This is a genomic window from Streptomyces olivoverticillatus (assembly GCF_014203555.1).
Lineage (GTDB): Bacteria > Actinomycetota > Actinomycetes > Streptomycetales > Streptomycetaceae > Streptomyces > Streptomyces olivoverticillatus.
Map to the genome: position 1 here is coordinate 391190 of NZ_JACHJH010000001.1, position 18795 is coordinate 409984.

Below are 18795 nucleotides of genomic sequence, written 5' to 3' on the forward strand. Positions count from 1 at the left end.
CCCGGGGTCCCAGACTGACATCGGACTTTTGTCCCGAGCCCCCGGGGCACCCGAGAAAAGCCTTCCCACACCGAGTAATCTCGCACCTGAGAAGACGATCACGAGGAAGGACAGCACATGCTCTCCCGCCTGTTCGCCCCCAAGGTGAAGGTCAGCGCCCACTGCGACCTGCCCTGCGGTGTGTACGACCCGGCCCAGGCCCGCATCGAGGCCGAGTCGGTCAAGGCCGTCCAGGAGAAGTACCAGGCCAACGAGGACGCGCACTTCCGCGCCCGCGCCACGATCATCAAGGAGCAGCGCGCGGAGCTCGCCAAGCACCACATCTCGGTGCTGTGGAGCGACTACTTCAAGCCCCCGCACTTCGAGAAGTACCCCCAGCTGCACCAGCTCGTCAACGACACCCTCAAGGCCCTGAGCGCCGCCAAGGCCTCCACGGACCCCAAGACGGGCGAGAAGGCGCTGGAGCTCATCGCGGAGATCGACCGCATCTTCTGGGAGACCAAGAAGGCGTGACGCCCGCCTGACGGCAGTGTCAGCGACAGGGCCCCCGGCTGTAGAGCCGGGGGCCCTTCGTGCGTGTACGCCCGTTTCGTCTAGTGGTTTCAGCTATGGCCTAGACCAGGCCCGATCCGGTTGGATGTCTACAAACATCCAGCTGACGAGGGTTTATGTTCAAGGTTCTCTTTGCTGCTATACCCGGGCTCATGGCGGTCGGGGCCGTCACCGCCGCAGTGTTCTCGTACCTCCGGCTGCACCGCATCAAGGCGGCGTGGAACAGCGGGCTCACCGCCGAGGGGCGGTGCGTGCGCACGTACGTTGTGACGACCGTCTGGCGCCGCGGGCACCAGCGCTCCTCGTCGAGCGAGCTGCGTCACGTGTACGAGTTCACGGGCCCCGACGGTGAGCAGCGGCGGTTCGAGGAGGACGGTTCGGCGACCGTCTTCGAGGGGGACCCGGTCGTCGTGCGCTATCCGCACGGACGGCCCGACCGGGCGACGGCCCTGCCGCCGGGGGACCGCAGGGTCAAGGCCAGGGCTGCGGTGCAGATCGGCTTCTGCGCGTTCTTCACCCTGGTGTCCCTGGCGGTGGCGGGCATCTTCTTCACCGTCGCCCAGGGCATGTCGGACATCAACAAGGAGCGCAAGCACATCCCCACGGTCCCCGACAACCGCCCGGAAGAGGGCCCCACCGGCCTGCCGGCGCTGCCGACACCCCCGTCCATGCCGGCGCTGCCGCCCATGCCGACGGACCTGCCGGCGGGCCCGACGGACATGCCGCCACTGCCCTCCGGCTTCCCGACGCTGCCCCCGCCGCGCTGACCTGACTAGCGACAGAAGTGACGAACTCCTTGCGTGTTCAACGGACTTGGGGTGGCAGCCGGGCCCGGCCGTGATCCCATGGCGGGCGACCGGCTGACCACAGCGCACCCTGCAGACCCGAGGAGCACTCCCATGCTGATGGCCCACCCCGCCGTACTGCGCAACCTCGTCGAGCGGTACGCCGCCGCCACCGCCGCGGACCAGGGCGACCCGGCCGTGCGGCGGCAGGTCGAGGACACCGCCTACACGCTATGCGTCTCGACCGGCACCCGCCGCGTCGAGGACGCGCTCGCGGCGGCGCGGGAGCTGCTCGCCCGCACCGGCGCCCTCGCGCCGGCGGCCTGAGATCACCGCGGAGCGGCGGCGGTACGGGCCGCCCGGCGCACGGCCCGTACCGTCCCCCGCACGTCACCGTCCGTCCAGGAAAACGTTTCCTTACCGCTACCGTCGATCGTGATCATGCCACGCATGACCGCTTCGACCGCTTCGATTTGGACGCGCCGCACCGCCGCCACGGCCGTCGCCGCCCTCGCCGCCGTGACCGTCCTGGGCGCGACCGCCGCCCCCGCGAGCGCAGCCGCGCCCGCCGCCACCACCGCCGCCGCCCAGCCCGCGACCTCCGGCACCGCCGGCCTCAAGGGAGTCGACTACGACACCTGGCAGCGCGACGTGCAGGCGGTCGTCGACCGGGCCACCCCCTACGTCACCGAGCGCACCGCGCACGCGGACGGCCACAAGCAGGCCATCGTGCTCGACATCGACAACACCTCGCTGGAGACGGACTTCCACTGGGCGGCCATCCCCACCCCGGCCGTCAAGCCGGTGCTGGACCTCACCCGCTACGCGCACTCCCGCGGGGCCGACATCTTCTTCGTCACCGCCCGGCCCGGCATCCTGGACTCCGTCACCGAGTGGAACCTGCGCAAGGTCGGCTACCCGGTGGGCGGCCTGTACGTGCGTCACCTGCCCGACCTCTTCGAAGCGGTGAGCACGTACAAGACCGCCAAACGGGCGGAGATCGAGGCCAAGGGCTACACGATCATCGCCAACATCGGGAACAACACCACCGACCTGACCGGCGGGCACGCGGAGCGGACCTTCAAGCTGCCGGACTACGACGGCAAGCTCTCCTGAGCGCACCCGACGCCGTCGGCGTGCGTCAGTGCCGGGACTTGTAGCGGTCCAGCGCGGCCACCCCCAGCGCCGCCAGGCCGATCTGGATGATCCACTCGATCCAGTCCACGCCCTTGGTGTGGTCCACGTGCAGGGCGTGGGCGATGACCGCGCCGACGAAGGCCGCCACGATGCCGATCAGCACCGTGGACAGCACCCCGATGTGCTGCCGCCCCGGCACGATCAGCCGCCCCAGCACACCGATGACGGCGCCGATCACGATCGCACTGATAACTCCTGAGATTGCCATGACCTCCCCCTTGCAGCCGGTTCCTGCCGGTACACCTGCCCATGTCCCGGCACGTGCATGTCAGGCCGGGGGACCCGGCGGCCCCGCCTAGACTGGGGCCTTCCCGGGCGTGACGACGCCCGCTGGGGACGGGAGAGCGACAGTGACGGCAGGCGTCGGGAGCTTCGGAAGTTTCGAAGGGTCCTTCGACGACCCGGAAGACCCTTCGGCGGAGGTGCTGGCGGAAGCCGCCGCCGCCTTCGGGCTGCTCGCTTCCTCCGCCCGCCTGCACCTGGTCTGGGCGCTGGCCCAGGGCGAGAGCGACGTCAGCGGGCTGGCCGAGCGGGTGGGCGGCGCGCTGCCCGCCATCAGCCAGCACCTGGCCAAGCTGAAGCTGGCCGGGCTCGTGCGGTCCCGCCGCGAAGGCCGCCGGGTGGTCTACCTGGTGGACGACCCCGACGTGGTGACCATCGTCCGGCTCATGGTCGGCCAGCTCGCCGACCGCCGGGCCGAAGCCGACGCGGGCGCCGCGGCCGGAACCCTCCGTGGCCTGGGCGCCTGAGGCCCGTACGGCGGCCCCCGGACCCGGCGGCAGCGACCTGGAGGTGCTGCGCGCGCTGGAGAGCGGGCCGCGCGGGCTGGTGGAGGCCGAGGCGGACGAGCGCCTGGCCCGCCACGGCGAGAACACCTTCCCCGGCAGGCGGCCCGCCTCCTGGCCCCGCCGGTTCGCCCGCAGCCTGCGCGACCCCTTCACGGCCGTGCTCGTCGGGCTCGGCCTGGTCTCGGCCGTGCTGGCCGCCTGGGGCACCGCCTGTGTGATCGCCGTGCTGGTCACCGTCAGCTGTGTGCTGCGCGCCACCGGCGAGCACCGCGCCGACCGCTCGGCGGCCGCCCTGCGCGAACTGCTGGCCGCCACCGCCACCGTCCGCCGCCGCGCCACGGACGCCTCGCCGCCGACGGCCCGTGAGGTCCCCGTCGACCAGCTGGTCCCCGGCGACCTGGTGCTCCTCGCCCCCGGCGACCTCGTCCCCGCGGACCTGCGTCTGCTGCGCGCCACCGGGCTGACCGTCCACGAGGCCGCCCTGACCGGCGAGTCGGCACCGGTGCGGAAATCGGCCGAGACACCGCCCGGCCCCGACGGCGGCGGATCCGGCTTCGACCGGCCCCACCTGTGCTTCCAGGGCAGCAGCGTGGTCTCCGGCACCGCGAGCGGAGTCGTCGTCGCCACCGGGCGCGACACCGTGCTCTCCGGCGCCCTGTCCGCGGAGCACGGCCTGCGCGGCCGCGGCCGGCGGACCGCCACGCCCTTCGACCGGTCGGTCAACGGCATCGCCTGGACCCTCATCCGGTTCATGCTGCTCACCGCTCCCCTGGTGCTGATCGCGGACGCGCTGCTGCACGGGCGCGGCCTGGAGACGATGCCGTTCGCCGTCGCCGTGGCGGTCGGTCTGACGCCCGAGATGCTGCCGGTGATCGTGACGACCGCCCTGGCCCGCGGCGCGGCGCTGCTCGCGCGCGACGGCGAGGTGATCGTCAGACGGCTGCCCGCGCTGCACGACCTCGGCGCCGTGGACGTGCTGTGCGTGGACAAGACCGGCACTCTCACCGAGGACCGGCCCGTCCTCGCCGTCAGCGAGGACGCCGACGGCCGCCCCGACCCCGCCGTGCTGCACTGGGCCGCCGTCAACGCCCTGTGGACCCTGCACCTCGCCGAGCTGCCCGCGCCCGACGCGCTGGACGAGGCCGTCCTCGACACCGCCGCCGCGGACTTCGGCACGGACCCGGGCGAGGAGTACGAGGGGGTGGACGCGCTCCCCTGCGGGCCCGGCCGCCGCCTGTCCACGGCCGTCGTCCGGCGCCCGGGCGACCCCCGCTTCGCCCTGGCGAGCACCCACACGCTGGTGGTCAAGGGCGCCCCCGAGGACGTCCTGGACCGGTGCGCGCTCGACGCCGCCGAGCGCGAGCGGCTGGCCGGGCGCGCCCGCGCGCTGGCCGACGGCGGGCTGCGCGTGCTCGCCGTGGCCCGCGCCGAACGCCCCGCGCGCAGCCGCCCGTACGCCCCCGGCGACGAGCACGACCTGACCTTCACCGGCTTCGTCGGGCTGAGCGACGCGCCCGCGCCGAGCGCCGCCGAGGCGGTGGAGCGCCTCGCGCGCCGCGGCGTCACGGTCAAGGTGCTCACCGGCGACCACCCCGGCACCGCCGCCCGGGTCTGCCGCGAACTGGGCCTGGACCCCGGCGAGGTCGTCACCGCCGACCGCATCGACACCCTGGACGACACCGCCCTGGCCCGCCTCGCCACGGACACGACGGTCTTCGCCCGCTGCGCCCCCGAGCACAAGGCCCGCATCGTCCGGGCGCTGCGGGAGGGCGGCCACACCACCGGCTTCCTGGGCGACGGGGTCAACGACCTGGCCGCGCTGCGCGCCGCCGACGTGGGGGTCTGCCCGCGGGACGGGGTGGACGTGGCGCGCGAGGCGGCCGATGTGGTGCTGGCCTCCAAGGACCTCACCGCCCTGGAGCGGGCGATCGTGACCGGGCGGCGCAGCAGCGCCAACATCGCCTCCTACCTGCGGATCACCCTGTCGTCGAACTTCGGCAACGTGATCGCGATGCTGGTGGCGGGGCTGGTGCTGCCGTTCCTGCCGATGCTGCCGGCCCAGGTGCTGGTGCAGAACCTCTTCTTCGACGCGGCCCAGCTCGCCCTCGCCTTCGACAAGCCGGGCGCCGGGGCCGGGGAGCGGCCGGCCGTGCTGCGCCCGCGGGCGCTGCTGCGCTTCGTGACGGGCTTCGGGCTGCTCAACGCGGCCGCGGACCTCGCCACGTTCGGGGTGCTGGCGCTGGCAGTGCGGTCGCTGGGCGGGCACGGGGGGCAGGAGGCGTTCCATGCCGGGTGGTTCACGGAGAACCTGCTGACGCAGGGGATGGTGATGCTGCTGCTGAGGTCCGGCCGGCGTGCGGCCGAGGGCCGGGCGGCGGGGCCGGTGCTGCCGGCCGTGACCGGCCTGGCGGTGGTGGGCCTGCTGCTGCCGCTGTCCCCGGTGGGCGCGGCCCTGTCGATGACCGGTCTGCCGCCCGTGTACTACGGGCTGCTGGCCCTGGTCCTGGCCCTGTACGGGGCCGGGCTGGCGGTCGCGCGCGCCCGCGCCGACCGCCAGCCGGCCGCCTGAGCCGGGCGGCGGGCCCGCTTCACCAGCCGCCGCCCCCGAAGTCGCCGCCACCACCGCCGCCGCCGTCGCCCCAGCCGCCTCCGCCTCCGCCGAAATCGTCCGGGTTGAAGTCCGAGCCCGTGTAGTCGCCGCCGTCCGGGCCGCTGTCGAAGGAGGACGGTGCCGCGTAGGAGGGGCCGCTGAGCAGGCCGCCCAGTGCGGTGCCCACGAGCAGGCCGGGCAGCAGCCCGCCGCCGAAGTAGCCGCCGGCCCACGGTCCGTAGGCCGGGCCCGCGTTCCAGTACGGCTGCGGTCCGGCCGCCGTCTGGACCTGCCGGGCCAGCGGTTCCTCGCCCTCGGCCACCCGCGCCGCGTCCGCCGCGCAGGCCGGTACGGTCCGCATCGCGCCGCCCGGCGGGGCCCACTGCACGTCCTGGGTGGACGGCCCGTGCCGGGGGTCGAAGAAGCAGGGCAGCCGCCGCTCGGGCAGCGGCGCCCCGGTGCGCCGCGCGGCGAGGGTGGCCAGCGCGAAGCGGCCCTCGTCGAGGGACTCGGTCACGCCCTTGACGTCCTGCGGCTTGCCCGCGGCCGCCATCTTGGACTTGGCCTCCTCGTAGGTGTCCAGCGCCCGCTCGTAGTCCCGGCGCATCTCGTCCGTCGCACCGGCCTCGGAGGGCTTGAAGTCCAGCCGGTCGAGCTCCTCGCCGAAGGCGGTGATGTCCTCGTCGACCACGACGCGCAGCGCGTCCAGCTCGGCGCGCTCGCGCTCCTCCCGCTTGCGCTTGTTGCGCCGGAAGAGGGCGTAGGCGCCCGCGCCTCCGGCGACGACGATCGCGCCGCCGGTGATCAGCCCGGCGGCGCCGATGCCGCCGTGCCCGCCGCCCCAGGAGTCCGGGGCGTGGCCCTTGGCGGTCCGCAGGGCCTCGTCGACGAAGGCGTTCAGCTGCGTCTTGGCGTCGCCGCCGGAGCGGTGGACGGCGCCGACGAGGTTGTTCACGGCGTTGTGGGACATGACCCGGGCGTCGGCCTTGGCATTGAAGCCGTCGCCGAGGTGGACGGCGTAGACGCCCGCGACGCCGACCAGGGAACGCAGGTCTTGGAAGACCGTGTCCTTGGGGTATTCGGGGCTCGCGGGGAGCACGGCCACGAAGACCGGCCGGTCCGCGTCCTTGATCTTGTTCGCCAGCGCCTTGGCGTCGGAGTCCGGGAGCTGTGCGGAGGCCCTCGGGTCGACGTAGACGGGCCCCTTCCGGAGCGCGGCAGCCACGGTGTTCAGGCCGGTGGTCGCGGTGTCGGCATGTGCGGGCGGGGGCCGGAGCGCCGCGCCTGCCAACGCGAGGAGGGCGGCGATCAGGACCAGCAGTGGCCTGGGCAGCGCCCGGGGTGTGGCGGACATGGCGGAGCTCCTCGAAGAAGAACGACGGCTTACTCTGCACTTACCACAAAAACGAATTTAACAGGCATTACGGTTCCCTCGCGGCCCGCTCATCCGTACGAGAGGTTGGCGCAGGGGTCGTCGTCGGCCGACCGGGCCCTCCGTGCGACGTCCGGGGAGAGCGTCGCGGGCGCGCTCGGCGCGGCCGTCGTCGCCGAGGGCTCCGCGGAGGGGGCGTCCGCGTAGTCGCGGCCCAGGGTGACCGCGATGCCGTCGGCGGCGGCTCCTCGTACGTACGCCCCGGGGAAGAGCCGCGCCAGCGTCCGTGCGTGCTCCGCCTGGCCCGGCCCGAACTCGATCACCGTAATGCCCTCGTCGCGGCCGGTGGCGGTGCGGGTGGAGGTGACGGTGAAGCCATGGCCGCGCAGCGCGGCGGAGGCGCGGGCGGCGAGGCCGTTGACGGTCGTGCCGTTGGCCACGGAGACCTCGATGCCATCACCGGAGACGGGGCCCGAGGACGAAGGCGTGGGGGTCGCGGGGGAGTTACCGCCCTTGTCGTCCTGTTTGCCGCCCTTCGCGGCGTTCTTGCCGTCGACCGTGCGGTCCGCCTTCAAGGACGCCCACAGCGCGTCGGCGTCGGGCTGCACGACGGCGACCCGGTTTCCGTCGTAACGCCAGGGCAAGGTGACGAACTTGATGTCGTGCAGGTCGATGTTCTTCAGCGACATCGCGAAGGAGAGCATCTTCTCGGCCGTGCCGAGCCCGGGATCGACGGTCATCGACTTGGTGGCCGCGTCGGCGAGCGGCACCAGGGTGGTGGGGTTGAAGCCCTCCGAGCGCACCTTCTTCATGATGGCGGAGACGAAGGCCTGCTGTCGCTGGATCCGCCCGATGTCGCTGCCGTCCCCGATGCCGTGACGCACCCGCACGTAGTCCAGCGCCTTGGCGCCGGAGACACTCTGCTGCCCCTTGTGGAAGATGAGGTCGCCGCGCGAGCCGAGGTTGGGGTTGAGGTCGCCCTGGTACACGTCCTGCGGTACGCAGACGTTCACCCCGCCGACCGCCGAAGTCATCGCGGAGAAGCCCGAGAAGTCCACGACGACGGTGTGGTCGACGCGCAGCCCCGTCAGCTTCTCGACGGCGTTCTGCGTGCAGGCGGGGTTGCCCTTCGGCGAATCACCGACGGAGAAGGCGGAGTTGAACATCACATGGGTCTGCTCCTGCGTCCAGCTGCCGTCGGGCAGCTTGCACGGCGGGATGTCCACGAGCGTGTCCCGGGGGACGGACACGGCGATGGCGTGCTTGCGGTCCCCGTAGACGTGCAGCAGGAACGCCGTGTCTGAGCGGCCCACGTCGCCCTCGCCGCCGCCCAGGGCCTTGTTGTCGCCCGAGCGCGAGTCCGAGCCGATGACCAGGACGTTCTGCCCGCCCGCTCCGGCGCCGGGGCGGTCCTTGGACAGCCCGCCCGCGTCGAAGGTGTTGATGTTGCCGTTGAGCTTGAGGTAGAGCCACCCCGCCCCCGCAGCCAGCAGCACCAAGAACGACATTGCGACGACGGCAGCCGTCCGCATGCGCCGGTGCCCGGACCTGCCTCGCCTGCCCGTCATATCCCCGTCCTCAATCCACTCCCCCGCTTCGCATCCCCTCGCCGGGTAAGACGTCCGGCCACGGACTTGGGTTGTCCAGTTGCGCAATCTAGCAAGTATTCTGAGCGGGAGCCGTTACGGTGCCGGTAGCCCGTAATCGGAAGTCGAAACGCAGAAGAAAGGTGGGGCCGCCGTGCTGCGCAACGCCCTGGAACCCTGGCACCTCCTGGTGGTCGTGCTGGTGGTGGTCGTGCTCTTCGGGTCGAAGAAGCTGCCCGACACCGCCCGTGCCCTCGGCAAGTCCATGCGCATCCTCAAGAGCGAGGCCAAGGCGATGAAGGACGAGAGCCCCACCGCGACCCACGCCGCGGCCGACAGCGCCCGGTGATCACCGGCCTCCGGAGCGCGCTCGCCCCGCGCTGACCCCGCCGCACGCACGACGGGCCCGGCCGCCGCAGCGGACGGGCCCTGTGCGGATCTCACGAGTTACCCGCCGGAACATTGGCGGATCACATACCGGATCCCGGCCGCACGGCGTCAAGACTGGTCAGTGCCGTATCACCCGTACCAGTCGCTGGAGGACCGCCGATGCCCGGGTCACGCGTACTCGCCCTCGGCCATTACCAGCCCGCAAAGGTGCTGACCAACGACGATCTCGCCGGCCTGGTCGACACCAGCGACGAGTGGATCCGCACCCGCGTCGGCATTCGCACCCGCCGGATCGCCGAGCCCGGCGAGACCGTCGCCGCGATGGCCACCGAGGCCGCCGCCAAGGCGCTGGCGGCCAGCGGGCTCGCCGCCGCCGACATCGACCTCGTGCTCGTCGCCACCTGCACGGCCGTCGACCGCAGCCCCAACACGGCCGCGCGGGTCGCCGCCGCCCTGGGCCTGGGCTCGCCCGCCGTGATGGACCTCAACGTCGTCTGCGCCGGCTTCACCCACGCCCTGGCCTCCGCCGACCACGCCATCCGCGCCGGGTCGGCGGTGAACGCGCTGGTCATCGGCGTGGAGAAGTTCACCGACGTCGCCGACTGGACCGACCGCACCACCTGCGTCCTGGTCGGCGACGGGGCGGGCGCCGCCGTCGTGACCGCCTCCGCGGAGCCGGAGATCGGCCCCGTGGTGTGGGGCTCGGTCCCCGAGATGGGGCACGCCGTCCGCATCGAGGGCACCCCCTCCCGCTTCGCCCAGGAGGGCCAGTCCGTCTACCGCTGGGCCACCACCCAGCTCCCGCCCATCGCCCGCACGGTCTGCGAGCGGGCGGGCGTGACCCCCGAGGACCTGGCGGCGGTCGTGCTGCACCAGGCCAACCTGCGGATCATCGAGCCGGTCGCACGCCGGCTGGGCGCGGTCAACGCGGTCGTCGCCACCGATGTGACGGAGTCCGGCAACACCTCCGCGGCGAGCATCCCGCTCGCCCTGTCCAAGCTCGTGGAGACGGGCCGGATCCCCAAGGGCGCGCCAGTGCTGCTCTTCGGGTTCGGCGGGAACCTCTCCTACGCGGGGCAGGTCATCCGCTGCCCGTGACGCCGCGGGGGCACTGGGGAAAGCCCTAGGGCGTGTCCGATGGGTCAGTGCGGGTCCCGCGGCGTCTGGCGCTGGGGGCACCTCCCAGCGGTAGCTGGGGGAGCATCGCAAGGCGGAGCATGACCCGCGTACTGGGCGTACTCGGGTCATGCGACAACGCGGCGAGGTGCCGTGCTGGGGGCACCTCCCAGCGGTAGCTGGGGGAGTCGCGGGGCCTGTGCTGACCCATCGGACACGCCCTAGAACACCGACCATCCGGTCAGCGTCGTGAAGTGGTCCAGCGCGGCGACGCCCGCGACCGAATTGCCGCGGGCGTCCAGCCCCGGGCTCCACACGCACAGCGTGCAGCGGCCCGGTATCACCGCCACGATGCCGCCGCCCACGCCGCTCTTGCCGGGCAGGCCCACGCGGTAGGCGAAGTCCCCGGCGGCGTCGTACGTCCCGCAGGTGAGCATCACCGCGTTGATCTGCTTGGCCTCCCGGCGCGGCAGCAGCCGGGTGCCGTCGGACCGCAGCCCGTGCCGGGCCAGGAAGCCGCCCGCCAGGGCGAGGTCCTTGCAGCTCATCTCGATGGAGCACTGCCAGAAGTAGTGCTCCAGGACGGTCGGCACGGGGTTGTCGAGATTGCCGTAGCTGGCCATGAAGTGGGCCAGCGCCGCGTTGCGGTCGCCGTGCTCGGACTCCGACTTGGCCACGGCCGGGTCGAAGGAGACCTCCGGATTGCCGCTCTCCGCCCGCAGGAACTCCAGCATCGTGGTGCTGGCGTCGCCGGTGAGCGTCTGCAGCCGGTCGGTGACGACCAGCGCCCCGGCGTTGATGAACGGATTGCGCGGGATCCCGTGCTCGTACTCCAGCTGCACCAGGGAGTTGAAGGGGTTGCCGGAGGGCTCTGTGCCGACCCGCTCCCAGATCCGGTCGCCGCCCTCGGCGAGGACCAGCGCGAGGCTGAACGCCTTGGAGATGGACTGCACGGAGAACGGCCGTTCCCAGTCGCCCACGCCGTACACCCCGCCGTCCACGTCGGCGACGGCCATCCCGAAGTGCCCGGTGTCCACCTCGGCGAGGGCCGGGATGTAATCCGCCGGCTGGCCGCGGCCGACCAGCGGACGTGCGAAAGCGGCGACCTCTTCGAGTACGGCCTGGTAGTCCACTGCTGCACGCTTTCTGTTCGCTCCCGGTGCGCGCCAAGGGTACAAAATGAGGGGTGTGACCAGGCACAACCCCTCCGGCTCGGCCACGCCGGCATCCCTTGGCCCCCAGCTGCCGTCCCCGCTCCGGGAAGTGGCGGACGAGCGGTTCGCGCGGCGCGGCCTGCGGCTGCTGCTCAAACGGGACGACCTGATACACACCGACCTGCCGGGCAACAAGTGGCGCAAGCTGGAGCCGAACCTGCGCGCCGCGGCGCAGGACGGGCGGCACACGCTGCTGACGTTCGGGGGCGCCTACTCCAACCACCTGCGGGCCACGGCCGCCGCCGGGCGCCTGCTGGGCTTCGCCACCATCGGCGTCGTCCGCGGCGACGAGCTCGCGGGCCGGCCGCTGAACTGGTCGCTGGCGCGCTGCGCAGCGGACGGGATGGAGCTGCGCTTCGTCGACCGCGCGACCTACCGCCGCAAGACGGAGCCGGAGGTACTGGCCTCGCTCGCGCCGCCGGAGGACTGCCTGGTGATCCCCGAAGGCGGCAGCAACGCCGCGGCCGCCCTCGGCTGTGCGGCGCTGGGCCGGGAACTGCGCGGTGCCGCCGACGTCGTGGGCGTCGCCTGCGGCACCGGCGGCACCCTCGCGGGCCTGGCCGCCGGGCTGGAGCAGGGACAGCGCGCGATCGGCTTCCCCGTGCTCAAGGGCGGCTTCCTGGGCGCCGAGATCCGCCGCCTGCAGCAGGAGGCCTTCGGCGGGGTGCGCGGCGACTGGCTGCTGGAGGAGCGCTTCCACTGCGGCGGCTACGCCAGGACCTCCCCCGAGCTCGACGCCTTCGCCGACGACTTCACCGCCCGGCACGGGCTGCCGCTGGAGCGGCTGTACGTGGCGAAGATGCTGCTGGGCCTGACGACGCTCGCCGAGGAGGGCGCGTTCGCGCCGGGCACGACGGTGGCGGCGGTGGTCACCGGGGCGGCCCCGGCTCAGCCGGCGGACTCCTCCCGGTAGGCCGCCGCCTCCTCCAGGTCCAGGCGGCGCAGCAGCGTCCGCAGCATCTCGTCGTCGATGCGGCGGGCGTCCCGCAGCTCCACGAAGACCGCCCGCTCGGCCCCGATCATCTCCCTCGCCAGGCGGCGGTAGGTGTCGTCCACCGACTCCCCCGTCCGCTCGTCGACGGCGCCCAGCCGCTCCCAGACCGCGTTGCGGCGACGCTCCATGGCCGCGCTCAGCCGGTCGGCCAGCGGCTGCGGCAGGACGTTGCGCTCGTCGGCGAGGAGCTCCTCCAGGCGGGCCTCGGCGGCCGCCGAGGCCTCGCTCTGGGCCTGGGCCTCGGCGAGGGTGACGGCGGCGGGGTCGGGCTCGGGCAGCCGCAGCCTGCGGATGAGCGGCGGCAGGGTGAGGCCCTGGACGACGAGGGTGCCGATCACGGTGGCGAAGGTGAGGAAGAGGATCAGGTTGCGGCCGGGGAAGGGCTGCCCGTGCGCGGCCACCGGGATGGAGAAGGCCACGGCCAGGGAGACGACGCCACGCATCCCCGCCCAGCCGACCACGACGGGCGCTTTCCACGTGGTGTCCGGCTCGCGCGCGCGGATCCGCGCGGACAGGGCGCGCGGCAGGAAGGTGGCCGGGAAGACCCATACGTAGCGGGCGGCGACGACCGCGAGGAAGACGGCCACGGCGTACCAGAGGGCCCGCCCGGTCCCGTACGCCCCGAGCCCGCGCAGCACCACGGGCAGCTGGAGGCCGATGAGGGCGAAGACGGTGGATTCCAGGATGAAGGCCACCATCCGCCAGACCGCCGCCTCTTGGAGCCGGGTGGCGAAGTCGACCTGCCAGGAGCGGTGGCCGAGGTGGAGGGCGACGACCACGACGGCCAGCACGCCCGAGGCCTCGACCTGTTCGGCGGCGGCGTAGGCGACGAACGGGATGAGGAGGGAGAGCGTGTTCTGCAGCAGCGGCTCGCGCAGCCGCTTGCGCAGCCAGTGGATCGGCACCATCAGCACCAGGCCGACCCCGATGCCGCCGACGGACGCGACGGTGAACTCCCGGATGCCGTGCGTCCAGGTGGCGCTCGCGCCGAGGGCCGCGGCGAGGGCGACCTTGTAGGCGGTGATGGCGGTCGCGTCGTTCACCAGGGACTCGCCCTGAAGGATGGTGGTGATCCGCGAAGGCAGCCCGAGGCGGCGGGCGATGGCGGTGGCGGCCACCGCGTCCGGCGGGGCGACGACCGCGCCGAGCACGAGGGCCGCGGGCGCGGGCAGTCCGGGCACCAGCAGGTGGGCCACGTAGCCGACGACGAGGGTGGCGAAGAGGACGTAGCCGACGGAGAGCAGCGCCACCGGCCGCACGTTGGCCCGCAGGTCCAGGTAGGAGCTGTCGAGCGCGGCGGTGTGCAGCAGCGGCGGCAGGAGCAGGGGCAGCACGATGCCGGGGTCGAGCGTGTAGGCGGGCACCCCGGGCACGTAGGAGGCGACGAGCCCGGCCGCGACCAGCAGCAGCGGCGCGGGCACGGGTGTGCGGCGGGCGGCACCGGCGATGGCGGCGCTCCCCGCGACCAGCATCAGCAGTGGCATGACGTCCATCGGTCCTCCGCCCGTGCAGACCGGACCGCGCAATCCGGACCGTGCGCTCTAGTCTGGCAATCATGATCGAGTGTTCGCACCTTGCCGAGCTGCCGCGCCCCGAGCCCGCGGCGCTGAGCGTCACCTGTCCCGACTGCGAGGCCGCGGGCAGCCACCCGGTGCAGCTGCGGCTGTGCCTGGTGTGCGGACACGTGGGCTGCTGCGACTCCTCGCCGTATCAGCACGCCACCGCACACTTCGAGGAGACCGGGCATGCGGTGATGCGCGCTTACGAGCCGGGCCAGACGTGGCGCTGGTGCTACGTGGACAAGCACATCGTCTGAGCCCTGGCGTTGTCGGCGGCGCCCGCTAGCATGCACGCATGATCCGATCCGCGACACCGGCCGACGTGCCCGTCATCCATGCGATGGTCCGCGAACTGGCGGAGTACGAACGGGAGCTGGAGCAGGCCGAGGCCACCGAGGAGCAGTTGCACGAGGCGCTCTTCGGAGAGGATCCCGCGGTCTACGCGCTGATAGCGGAGAGTGACGATCCGGGAGAAGCGGGTCCGGGCGCGGGCGGCGAAGTCGTCGGCTTCGCGCTCTGGTTCCGCAACTTCTCCACCTGGACGGGCACACAGGGTGTCTACCTGGAGGATCTCTACGTACGGCCGCACGCCCGCGGCGCCGGCCACGGCAAAGCGCTCCTCGCGGCCCTCGCCCGGATCTGCGTCGACCGCGGCTACCGGCGTTTCGAGTGGTCAGTGCTGGACTGGAACGAGCCGTCGATCGCGTTCTACGCATCCATAGGCGCCCAACCCATGGACGGGTGGACGGTGCAGAGGCTTCAGGGTGAGCCGCTCCAGACCCTTGCGGCGCTCGCGCACAGTGACGAAAATCCCAACAAGGCGATTGCTCTTTCGATTTGAAGACGCAAGCCTCTAGCCACTGTGCGTACTCATGGGTTTACCATGAGTGACAGTCGTGGGCCTGCGGCGCTCAGCCGCGGATCGCGATAGCGTCTCAGCCGGACCATGTGCCGCACCGGGCCGCTCCGCCCTCCCCGCGAGGGCGGCGGGCCGGCGCTCCCAACAGCTCAAGAAGCTTGTGCCACCTTGGAGGTGAGGGTGTCCCCAATCGCAGGCGAGCCTGGGACGACCCAGGACTTCGTGGAAGTCCGGCTGCCCGCTGCGGGTGCCTACCTGTCGGTGCTGCGGACGGCGACAGCCGGCCTCGCGGCCCGCTTGGACTTCACCCTCGACGAGATCGAGGACTTGCGCATCGCCGTCGACGAGGCCTGCGCGATCCTGCTGCAACAGGCCGTTCCCGGCTCCGTTCTCAGCTGCGTCTTCCGCCTGGTCGGCGACGCACTGCGGGTGACCGTCTCGGCACCCACCACGGACGGCCGCGCACCCGAGCGCGACACCTTCGCCTGGACGGTGCTCTCCGCCCTGGCCGGTGAGGTCGACTCCACCGTCGCGGACGACCGTACGGTCAGCATCAGCCTGCACAAGAAGCGCGGCGCCAGCCCCGGACAGCCGTGACGGAAGAGGGGGCTCCGTGAGTACTGCGTCATCGCGGGGAGTGCGCACCCCGGCCATCCCGCAGCAGCCTGCCCGGCCGCATCCGGCGGGCGGTGTGCCGGGCCAGGCAGGTCCCGAGCCGGGCGAGGCGAGCGACCCACCAGAGCGGGCGGACCACATGGATCATGTCCAGCACCAGTCGTGGCATCAGCATCCCGATCCCCACGACCGCAGCGGTGCCCGGCTGCTCTTCGTCGAGCTGCGGAGCCTGCCGGACGGCTCGCCGGAGCGGGCCGAGCTGCGCAATCACCTGGTGCGGATGCACCTGCCGCTGGTGGAGCACCTGGCGCGGCGGTTCCGCAACCGCGGCGAGCCGCTCGACGACCTGACCCAGGTGGCCACCATCGGCCTGATCAAGTCGGTGGACCGGTTCGACCCGGACCGCGGCGTGGAGTTCTCCACCTACGCCACGCCCACGGTCGTCGGCGAGATCAAACGGCACTTCCGCGACAAGGGCTGGGCCGTGCGCGTGCCGCGCAGGCTCCAGGAGCTGCGGCTGGCACTGACCACCGCCACCGCCGAGCTCTCCCAGCGGCACGGCCGCGCCCCCACGGTGCACGAGCTGGCCGAACACCTGGGGATCTCGGAGGAGGAGGTGCTGGAGGGCCTGGAGTCCGCCAACGCCTACAGCACGCTCTCGCTGGACGTCCCCGACACCGACGACGAGTCGCCGGCCGTCGCGGACACCCTGGGCGCGGAGGACGAGGCGCTGGAGGGCGTCGAGTACCGCGAGTCGCTCAAGCCGCTGCTGGAGGACCTCCCGCCGCGCGAGAAGAAGATCCTTCTGCTGCGGTTCTTCGGCAACATGACCCAGTCGCAGATCGCCCAGGAGGTGGGGATCTCCCAGATGCACGTCTCCCGGCTGCTGGCCCGCACCCTCGCCCAGCTCCGGGACCGGCTGCTCATCGAGGAGTGATCGAGGAGTAGGAGCCCGGGCGGCGGCGGTCAGCCCTCGCGCGGGCCGATGCCGAGCGCCTGGGTGGCCGTCGGGTTCACCAGCAGCGCCAGCGCGGCCACGGCGACCAGCCCGAGGGCCACGCCCGCGGCGATCAGCGCGCCGCCGGCGCTCGCGAGCGTCCAGGCGACCGGCAGCGCCATGATCTGGGTGGCCAGCGCGGGCCCGCGGCTCCAGCGGCGCAGCAGCCACAAGCCGCGCGCCGCCAGCAGCGGCAGCGCCGCCAGGGCGATCACGGTCAGCCCGCCCGTCACGGCCTGCCGGGCGCTGTCCGGCGTGCCCGTCACCCCCATGACCAGCAGATAGATCCCCCCGGCGAGGATGGCCACGCCTTCCAGCGCGGCGAGCGCCGCGGCTGCCGTCAGCCGCGCCGGGCGCGGGGCGGCAGGCTCGGGGGTGCGGGGGGTGCCGCCCTTGCGGGCGTTCTTCGGGGCGGACTGCTTGCTGCTCACCCCAGCAGGGTAGCCGCATGACGTCTTCGGAAGCCGGGGCCTGGAGTCGGTGTGTACCGACAGGTAGGTAGGCTGGCGCGCATGCGTGCGCTTCTCGTGGTCAATCCTTCGGCCACCACCACCAGTGCCCGTACCCGCGATGTCCTGGCGCACGCCCTGGCCAGCGACCTGAAGCTGGACGTCGCCACCACCGAGTACCGGGGGCACGCACGCGACCTGGCCCGCAGAGCGGCGGAGGGCGGGAACACTGAGCTGGTCGTCGCGCTCGGCGGGGACGGCACGGTCAATGAGGTGGTCAACGGACTGCTGCACGGCGGCCCGGATCCGGAGGGCCTGCCCCGGCTGGCCGTGGTGCCCGGCGGCTCCACCAATGTCTTCGCCCGCGCCCTGGGCCTGCCCAACGACGTCGTCGAGGCGACCGGCGCCCTGCTGGACGCGCTGCGCGAGGGCCGCGAGCGCACGGTGGGCCTGGGCCTCGCGGCCGGCACGCCGGGCACGGAGGACGAGGGGGTGCCCCCGCGCTGGTTCACCTTCTGCGCCGGCTTCGGGTTCGACGCGGGGGTCGTCGGCCGAGTGGAGCAACAGCGCCAGCGGGGCAAGCGTTCGACACACTCCCTGTACGTGCGACAGGTGATGCGTCAGTTCTTCGGCGAACCGAACCGCCGGCACGGCACGCTCACCCTCGAACGGCCTGGCGAGGAGCCACTCGAAAATCTCGTCATGTCGATAATCTGCAACACCGCGCCCTGGACCTATCTGGGCAACCGGCCGGTCTACGCGCTGCCGCGGGCATCCTTCGACACCGCCCTTGACGTGCTCGGATTCACCAAGCTGTCGACGCTGACGGCCACCCGCTACGGCACCCAGCTGCTGACCTCGACGCCGGAGCGCGGACCCGAGGGCAAACACACTGTGTCACTGCATGACCAGACCTCTTTCACCTTGCATTCGCAGGCTCCCCTGCCGTTCCAGATGGACGGCGACCACCTTGGGCTCCGTACGAGCGTGACGTTCACAGGCGTTCGCCGTGCACTGCGTGTGATTGTGTGAGTGCTAGGGCCTAAAGTCCTTTCACTCGAACGTTTAGACTGGGTTCCACCCACTGGAATGACGGCTGTGACCTAGCCGACACCGAGGAATCAAAAAAACTTTCCAGAAGGGGTTGTATCCGCCGCCGAGGTTTGCGAGTCTCTTCATGGCGATCGGGACAGCCCGCCATCACGGCTTCCCCGAAGAGCCCGAACCCCCTCCTTTACTTCCTGGACCGCACCAGTCTGCGCGACTGGGCTTCGGCCCTTCCCTTGCGGGGGGATTCGTGAAAGCGTTCACATTCACAAGCCACGTAGCCGTAACACGAGGAGATGGAGCAGCCATGGACTGGCGTCACAACGCCGTTTGCCGCGAGGAAGACCCCGAGCTCTTCTTCCCCATCGGCAACACCGGTCCTGCGCTGCTGCAGATCGAGGAAGCCAAGGCCGTCTGCCGCCGCTGCCCCGTGATGGAGCAGTGCCTGCAGTGGGCACTCGAGTCCGGCCAGGACTCCGGCGTCTGGGGTGGCCTCAGCGAGGACGAGCGCCGCGCGATGAAGCGCCGCGCCGCTCGCAACCGGGCGCGCAACGCGACCGCCTGACGAAGCCCCTCGGCCCCCGAGCCGCAGCGCGCAGTATCCCCGTGCTTTAGCACAGCGAAGCTTTGAGCCCCGGACCTCACGAAGAGGTCCGGGGCTCAGTGCTTTCCGCCGTCGGCGTGC

21 protein-coding genes are annotated in these 18795 nt (G+C 72.3%); 15 read left to right on the top strand and 6 right to left on the bottom strand.

Annotated features, from left to right (window positions below):
* Positions 1-117: 117 nt before the first annotated feature.
* The 4 genes from sodN (at position 118) to FHS39_RS01765 (ending at position 2453) form a co-directional block, all read left to right on the top strand.
* Complete coding sequence (gene sodN / locus FHS39_RS01750) at positions 118-513, top strand: superoxide dismutase, Ni (RefSeq protein WP_184345956.1); 396 nt, start codon at positions 118-120, stop codon at positions 511-513.
* A 191-nt stretch (positions 514-704) separates the two neighbouring features.
* A complete protein-coding gene (locus FHS39_RS01755) occupies positions 705-1319 on the top strand; it encodes a DUF3592 domain-containing protein (RefSeq protein ID WP_184345957.1) in 615 nt (204 codons plus the stop codon).
* A 132-nt stretch (positions 1320-1451) separates the two neighbouring features.
* Positions 1452-1664, top strand: coding sequence for a DUF5133 domain-containing protein (locus FHS39_RS01760; RefSeq protein WP_184345958.1), 213 nt, complete (start codon positions 1452-1454; stop codon positions 1662-1664).
* Between the two features lie 123 nt (positions 1665-1787).
* Positions 1788-2453 carry an HAD family acid phosphatase gene (locus tag FHS39_RS01765; RefSeq protein WP_184345959.1) on the top strand — a complete coding sequence of 222 codons (666 nt, stop codon included), beginning with the start codon at positions 1788-1790 and terminating at the stop codon, positions 2451-2453.
* A 25-nt stretch (positions 2454-2478) separates the two neighbouring features.
* Here the strand turns inward: FHS39_RS01765 and FHS39_RS01770 are convergent, their stop codons facing one another.
* Positions 2479-2742 (bottom strand): GlsB/YeaQ/YmgE family stress response membrane protein, encoded by a 264-nt coding sequence (locus tag FHS39_RS01770; protein ID WP_184345960.1) that lies wholly within the window; start codon positions 2740-2742, stop codon positions 2479-2481.
* Between the two features lie 142 nt (positions 2743-2884).
* Between FHS39_RS01770 and FHS39_RS01775 the strand changes: the two genes are divergently transcribed.
* Both FHS39_RS01775 and mgtA read left to right on the top strand, forming a co-directional pair.
* The gene (locus FHS39_RS01775; protein WP_184345961.1) at positions 2885-3283 is read left to right on the top strand and encodes a metalloregulator ArsR/SmtB family transcription factor; all 399 of its coding nucleotides are present in this window, start codon (positions 2885-2887) and stop codon (positions 3281-3283) included.
* Positions 3267-5891: a magnesium-translocating P-type ATPase gene (gene mgtA, locus FHS39_RS01780; RefSeq protein WP_184345962.1), complete on the top strand. Its 2625-nt coding sequence runs from the start codon at positions 3267-3269 to the stop codon at positions 5889-5891. Before FHS39_RS01775 ends, mgtA begins: the two co-directional genes overlap by 17 nt.
* 19 nt (positions 5892-5910) lie before the next feature.
* Here the strand turns inward: mgtA and FHS39_RS01785 are convergent, their stop codons facing one another.
* The gene (locus FHS39_RS01785; RefSeq protein ID WP_184345963.1) at positions 5911-7266 is read right to left on the bottom strand and encodes a hypothetical protein; all 1356 of its coding nucleotides are present in this window, start codon (positions 7264-7266) and stop codon (positions 5911-5913) included.
* Positions 7267-7355: 89 nt separating this feature from the next.
* Positions 7356-8792 carry an LCP family protein gene (locus FHS39_RS01790; protein ID WP_425507723.1) on the bottom strand — a complete coding sequence of 479 codons (1437 nt, stop codon included), beginning with the start codon at positions 8790-8792 and terminating at the stop codon, positions 7356-7358.
* A 232-nt stretch (positions 8793-9024) separates the two neighbouring features.
* Between FHS39_RS01790 and tatA the strand changes: the two genes are divergently transcribed.
* Positions 9025-9219 carry a Sec-independent protein translocase subunit TatA gene (tatA, locus tag FHS39_RS01795; protein ID WP_184345965.1) on the top strand — a complete coding sequence of 65 codons (195 nt, stop codon included), beginning with the start codon at positions 9025-9027 and terminating at the stop codon, positions 9217-9219.
* 200 nt (positions 9220-9419) lie between these two features.
* A complete protein-coding gene (locus FHS39_RS01800; protein WP_184345966.1) occupies positions 9420-10358 on the top strand; it encodes a beta-ketoacyl-ACP synthase III in 939 nt (312 codons plus the stop codon).
* 239 nt (positions 10359-10597) lie between these two features.
* On the opposite strand, the gene FHS39_RS01805 is transcribed toward FHS39_RS01800, so the two are convergent.
* On the bottom strand, positions 10598-11509 hold the full coding sequence (locus tag FHS39_RS01805) for a glutaminase (protein ID WP_184345967.1): 912 nt from the start codon (positions 11507-11509) through the stop codon (positions 10598-10600).
* 46 nt (positions 11510-11555) lie between these two features.
* Between FHS39_RS01805 and FHS39_RS01810 the strand changes: the two genes are divergently transcribed.
* Positions 11556-12503: a 1-aminocyclopropane-1-carboxylate deaminase/D-cysteine desulfhydrase gene (locus FHS39_RS01810; RefSeq protein ID WP_184345968.1), complete on the top strand. Its 948-nt coding sequence runs from the start codon at positions 11556-11558 to the stop codon at positions 12501-12503.
* On the opposite strand, the gene FHS39_RS01815 is transcribed toward FHS39_RS01810, so the two are convergent.
* The gene (locus tag FHS39_RS01815; RefSeq protein WP_184345969.1) at positions 12479-14077 is read right to left on the bottom strand and encodes a Na+/H+ antiporter; all 1599 of its coding nucleotides are present in this window, start codon (positions 14075-14077) and stop codon (positions 12479-12481) included. The genes FHS39_RS01810 and FHS39_RS01815 overlap by 25 nt on opposite strands.
* Positions 14078-14139: 62 nt before the next feature.
* Between FHS39_RS01815 and FHS39_RS01820 the strand changes: the two genes are divergently transcribed.
* The 4 genes from FHS39_RS01820 (at position 14140) to FHS39_RS01835 (ending at position 16554) form a co-directional block, all read left to right on the top strand.
* A complete protein-coding gene (locus FHS39_RS01820; RefSeq protein ID WP_184345970.1) occupies positions 14140-14400 on the top strand; it encodes a UBP-type zinc finger domain-containing protein in 261 nt (86 codons plus the stop codon).
* 38 nt (positions 14401-14438) lie between these two features.
* On the top strand, positions 14439-14984 hold the full coding sequence (locus tag FHS39_RS01825; protein WP_184345971.1) for a GNAT family N-acetyltransferase: 546 nt from the start codon (positions 14439-14441) through the stop codon (positions 14982-14984).
* A 198-nt stretch (positions 14985-15182) separates the two neighbouring features.
* Positions 15183-15599 (top strand): ATP-binding protein, encoded by a 417-nt coding sequence (locus FHS39_RS01830; RefSeq protein WP_184345972.1) that lies wholly within the window; start codon positions 15183-15185, stop codon positions 15597-15599.
* 16 nt (positions 15600-15615) lie between these two features.
* The gene (locus FHS39_RS01835) at positions 15616-16554 is read left to right on the top strand and encodes an RNA polymerase sigma factor SigF (RefSeq protein ID WP_343069309.1); all 939 of its coding nucleotides are present in this window, start codon (positions 15616-15618) and stop codon (positions 16552-16554) included.
* Between the two features lie 29 nt (positions 16555-16583).
* Here the strand turns inward: FHS39_RS01835 and FHS39_RS01840 are convergent, their stop codons facing one another.
* On the bottom strand, positions 16584-17045 hold the full coding sequence (locus tag FHS39_RS01840) for a hypothetical protein (protein ID WP_184345973.1): 462 nt from the start codon (positions 17043-17045) through the stop codon (positions 16584-16586).
* An 81-nt stretch (positions 17046-17126) separates the two neighbouring features.
* Between FHS39_RS01840 and FHS39_RS01845 the strand changes: the two genes are divergently transcribed.
* Together FHS39_RS01845 and FHS39_RS01850 are read left to right on the top strand one after the other, a co-directional pair.
* Entirely contained in the window at positions 17127-18095 is a 969-nt protein-coding gene (locus FHS39_RS01845; protein WP_184345974.1) for a diacylglycerol/lipid kinase family protein, read from the top strand.
* A 322-nt stretch (positions 18096-18417) separates the two neighbouring features.
* Positions 18418-18675, top strand: a complete 258-nt coding sequence (locus tag FHS39_RS01850) for a WhiB family transcriptional regulator (RefSeq protein WP_004937597.1) — start codon at positions 18418-18420, stop codon at positions 18673-18675.
* The last annotated feature ends 120 nt before the right edge of the window (positions 18676-18795 follow it).